We start from the raw sequence: 3,864 nt of genomic DNA, 5'->3' as shown, positions 1-3,864 counted from the left end.
AATGCCTGCCAGCATGAGTACCGAGAGCGGGTAATAGATCATGGGTTTGTCGTAGATGGGCAGTAATTGCTTGGATACGCCCTTGGTGATGGGGTACAAACGGGTGCCGGAGCCACCGGCTAAGATAATGCCTTTCATGAATAAATACCTTGAATTCAGTACGTGGAACTTACTTACCCATCGCATTCTGCAGGCGTTGCTTGAACTTTGCAGCCCACTCACTGGCGGCAGTGACGTTATCAGGGTTGATCTGTTCCAGAATGGCAAAGGAGTGATCGCCCTTGCTGTAGCTACCTTTGCGGGTTGAGTGCGTTGCTTGTTTCAAGCCTTGGTAGACCTGCTGCTTGCCGACTTTTTCTATCCCGTGGCTGATACTTGGCAATTTGTCTGGTTTGAAACCGGCACCGTAATAGGCTTGTAAAGCCGGAATATCGGCCAAAAACCAGTTTTCCATGCATTCTACCATCAGGTTGCAGGATTCAGGTGTGGCTTGCGCGGGCATTGTCCAGCTATCCCCTTCACGCTGTTGAACATGTAACCAGGCATTGAACTCGTGGGTTTTGGCAACAAAAGCTTCACTGTCGACCAGAAGCAGTGCTTTTTTGTTTTGAGCGATAGCGGTGCAGAACCGTTCATAGGCGTTTCGCCTGCTGCCGCAGGCTACTAGTTTCGGCATCTTACCTTTAAAGCCCATTTTTTCGATGAATTTGTTGAATGCTTTGCGGCAACGCGCCTTCAACTGAGGGGCATCACCACCACCCTCTAGGTAAATAGTTACCACCTTGTGCCTCCCAGCTCTCCGCTTGTCCATAATGACCCCAGGCGATAATTCTCCAGCCAGGGCTGGAGTTCTTCCTTATTCAGCCGGTTTATTCGGGTGCCATTTTCGGTATCGCGTTCGCACACCAGAATACTTTCGGGCTGGCTTGTCATAGCATCAACCAGTACATCCGAATGGGTGGTCACGATCAGTTGTGTTCTTTCCGAGGCTTCAATGAGCAGGTCTGCGATCACCGGCAGTATGTCAGGGTGCAAGCCCAGTTCCGGCTCTTCAATGCAAATCAACGGTTGCGGTTGCGGATGGCAGAGTATTGCCAACAAACACAGGTAGCGCAGCGTTCCATCTGACAGACGGGTTGCTGGAATCATGTTGCGCCCTTCCTGAAAGAATACCTGTACGGTGCCGCCCTCAATCTGAACATCGAAGTCGTCTATACCTTCGTAGAGGTTGCTTAACGCTTCCAACAGTTTTCTTTTGGCTTCCGAGTCACGGCGCAGTCTGTTCAGCACCAGACCGAGGTTACTGGCATCCGGCAGTAGGTGTTCATTGGGTAGTTCCGCTTTCTGCGGAATGCGTGGCTTGGTTAACCGCCCAAAACTCCATTCGCGATACAGCCCGATTTTGCCCAGTGTTTTACCCAGATAGGTAATTTCCGGGTATTGATCCGGGTCTTTACGTTGGGCCAGAATGGATCGGTTGAATTCGATGTCTTCGCGCCGTAGCTCACGGGTATCGCCCTTTACATTGAGCGTTGGGTGGCCTTGATTAAAATGATAGTAAAAGTAAGGGTTGGTGTGACCCTCTGTCGGAGTTTCATTTTCAACCCGTTCATCTTCTATGGTGAAGCGCTGGTATTCTTCGATAAACTCCAGGCAGTAACGCAAAGGTTGCGGTCCATTCTGATTTTCAAGAACCGCTTCAATTCGAGCACGTGGTTGTTTACCTTGTTGATCGCCTTTCCAGAGCCAGTCTCGAATACCACCGCCATCACTTAAGAATTTACTGAAATCAGTGGGCGCAGCACGCAACAGATCTATGGCTTCAATAAAATTAGACTTGCCGGAGCCATTCGGGCCGATCAGTATGTTCAGGTTTCCCAGTTCAACAGTTTCAGACTCTGTACTAAAGCTGAGCAAGCCACTGAGGTGTAACGCTTTTAGAAACATAGGTATTCTCGTTTAGTTGTCAGCTCAATGAGCCTAATCGCTGACGCTGGTAGGAGCCATCCTGCACACGATGGCACCATTCCAGGTTATCGAGATACCAGTGTACGGTTTTGCGAATGCCAGATTCAAAGGTTTCTAATGGTTGCCAGCCCAGTTCTTTTTCGATCTTGCTGGCATCAATGGCATAGCGGCGATCATGCCCGGGGCGGTCTTTGACGAAAGTAATCAGTTCTTTGTAATCGCGCACAGAGTGCGCTCCCACAGGCTGCGCACCGACAAGACTTTTGTTTTCAGAGGGTGGGGCTAATTTCTGGAGAATGTCACACAGAGCATGAATGACTTCGATGTTTTGTTTTTCGTTGTGCCCACCGATGTTGTAGGTTTCACCCACCTTGCCTTCGGTGACGACCTTATAGAGGGCTCGGGCATGGTCTTCAACATACAACCAGTCACGAATCTGGTCACCCTTGCCGTAGATGGGTAGCGGCTTGCCTTCCAGTGCATTGAGGATCATCAAGGGCACCAGCTTTTCCGGGAAGTGGTAAGGCCCGTAGTTGTTGGAGCAGTTGGTAATGAGTGTGGGCAAGCCGTAGGTTCTGCGCCATGAGCGTACCAGATGATCTGAACTGGCTTTGCTGGCTGAATAAGGGCTACTGGGAGCGTAGGCCGTGGTTTCTGTAAACAGCTTTTGAGTAGCTTGTTTGTCTTGATCAGGGTGTGGCAGGTCGCCGTAGACTTCATCAGTGGAAATGTGATGAAAGCGGAAGCTTTGTTTGCGTTGCTCATCCAAGCCTTGCCAATAGCTTCTTGCCACTTCTAACAGTGTATAGGTGCCTACGATGTTGGTTTCAATAAAGGCAGCGGGGCCATCTATGGAGCGATCGACATGGCTTTCAGCCGCCAAGTGCATGATGGCATCCGGCTGGTGTTCAGCAAACACGCGTTCCAGTTCAGCACGATTGCAGATATCCACCTGTTCAAAAGCATAGCGTTCGTTGCTGCTTACCGCTGTTAGGTTTTCAAGATTACCTGCATAGGTCAATTTATCGACATTGATGACGCTATCTTGGGTATTTTGAATAATGTGGCGGATAACAGCAGAGCCGATAAAGCCCGCGCCGCCAGTGATGAGGAGTTTCATCTTGATACCTACAATTTTTGTGCTGTTACTAATATAGACAATTAAGATTCTCAGCTAGTCTATCTATTTGTAATACTTTGTAGAAGCTCGCTCTGCGAGCGATAAGGTTTCAGAATCGCGCAGGGACTGCGCTCCTACAGAGAGCAGGTCATCCAGGTTTTCTGCTGTGAGGATGCGTTTATTTGAGCCATCCAGAGCTTGTTCAAACCACCAGTCAAGGGCACAGCCTAGCTCTATTCGTTTGCGTTGCACTAACCAGGATACTTCAAACAGACTGATTGCACTGACTCCAATACGCTCAGATGTAGTAATCGCTTGGTTCCATTCTGGTTTCATTTGAGGTGACTTTGACATCCACCAGAGCCATATATGGGTGTCAAGAACGATCATCCGTTCAAATTCCAGTCTGTAGCTGGCGCAGTATCAATGACATCCCCTGTAAAGCTGATCGGTGGTACATTGGCAGGATAACGCTTTGTTAGTTGGGCTTTTTTTTCCAGCATTTCTTCGGCCAACAAAATCACCTTGACGTGCTTGTTTTTCAACTTTTCGTACTCTGGAATTCGTATAAATTCATTTTTTATATCGGTTTCAAATTCTATAGCGTACATGGCAAACTCCTCACTATTAGCTGACTGATGGTGTCAGTATAGTTATTTTTTGCTTTATCGCGCAGGGACTGCGCTCACACCAGGACTACGCTCCTGCAGGGTGCTTATTGGTTAAGTAGGCAGATAACTATCCATCATCCCTGCCTTCTTCTGCTTCCGCTTGAT

Annotated in this window: 6 protein-coding genes; all 6 read right to left on the bottom strand. The window is 48.7% G+C overall.

What is annotated here, in order from left to right; genetic code table 11:
* Positions 1–138: sugar phosphate nucleotidyltransferase (locus IBX50_RS18285; RefSeq protein ID WP_292257835.1), on the bottom strand; the 138-nt coding region annotated here is incomplete at its 3' end.
* Positions 139–169: 31 nt separating this feature from the next.
* Positions 170–781: a DUF4276 family protein gene (locus tag IBX50_RS18280; RefSeq protein ID WP_292257834.1), complete on the bottom strand. Its 612-nt coding sequence runs from the start codon at positions 779–781 to the stop codon at positions 170–172.
* A complete protein-coding gene (locus tag IBX50_RS18275; protein ID WP_292257833.1) occupies positions 775–1,947 on the bottom strand; it encodes an AAA family ATPase in 1,173 nt (390 codons plus the stop codon). Before IBX50_RS18275 ends, IBX50_RS18280 begins: the two co-directional genes overlap by 7 nt.
* Before the next feature lie 19 nt (positions 1,948–1,966).
* Entirely contained in the window at positions 1,967–3,088 is a 1,122-nt protein-coding gene (gene rfbB, locus IBX50_RS18270; protein WP_292257832.1) for a dTDP-glucose 4,6-dehydratase, read from the bottom strand.
* Between the two features lie 63 nt (positions 3,089–3,151).
* Positions 3,152–3,478, bottom strand: a complete 327-nt coding sequence (locus IBX50_RS18265) for a PIN domain-containing protein (protein ID WP_292257831.1) — start codon at positions 3,476–3,478, stop codon at positions 3,152–3,154.
* Positions 3,475–3,699 carry a hypothetical protein gene (locus IBX50_RS18260; RefSeq protein WP_292257830.1) on the bottom strand — a complete coding sequence of 75 codons (225 nt, stop codon included), beginning with the start codon at positions 3,697–3,699 and terminating at the stop codon, positions 3,475–3,477. The genes IBX50_RS18265 and IBX50_RS18260 overlap by 4 nt, the downstream gene beginning before the upstream one ends.
* Positions 3,700–3,864 lie beyond the last annotated feature (165 nt).

The organism is Marinospirillum sp. (assembly GCF_014859565.1).
The sequence above is the reverse complement of the archived record's forward strand: the minus strand, read 5'-3'. Positions and strand labels throughout refer to the sequence as shown.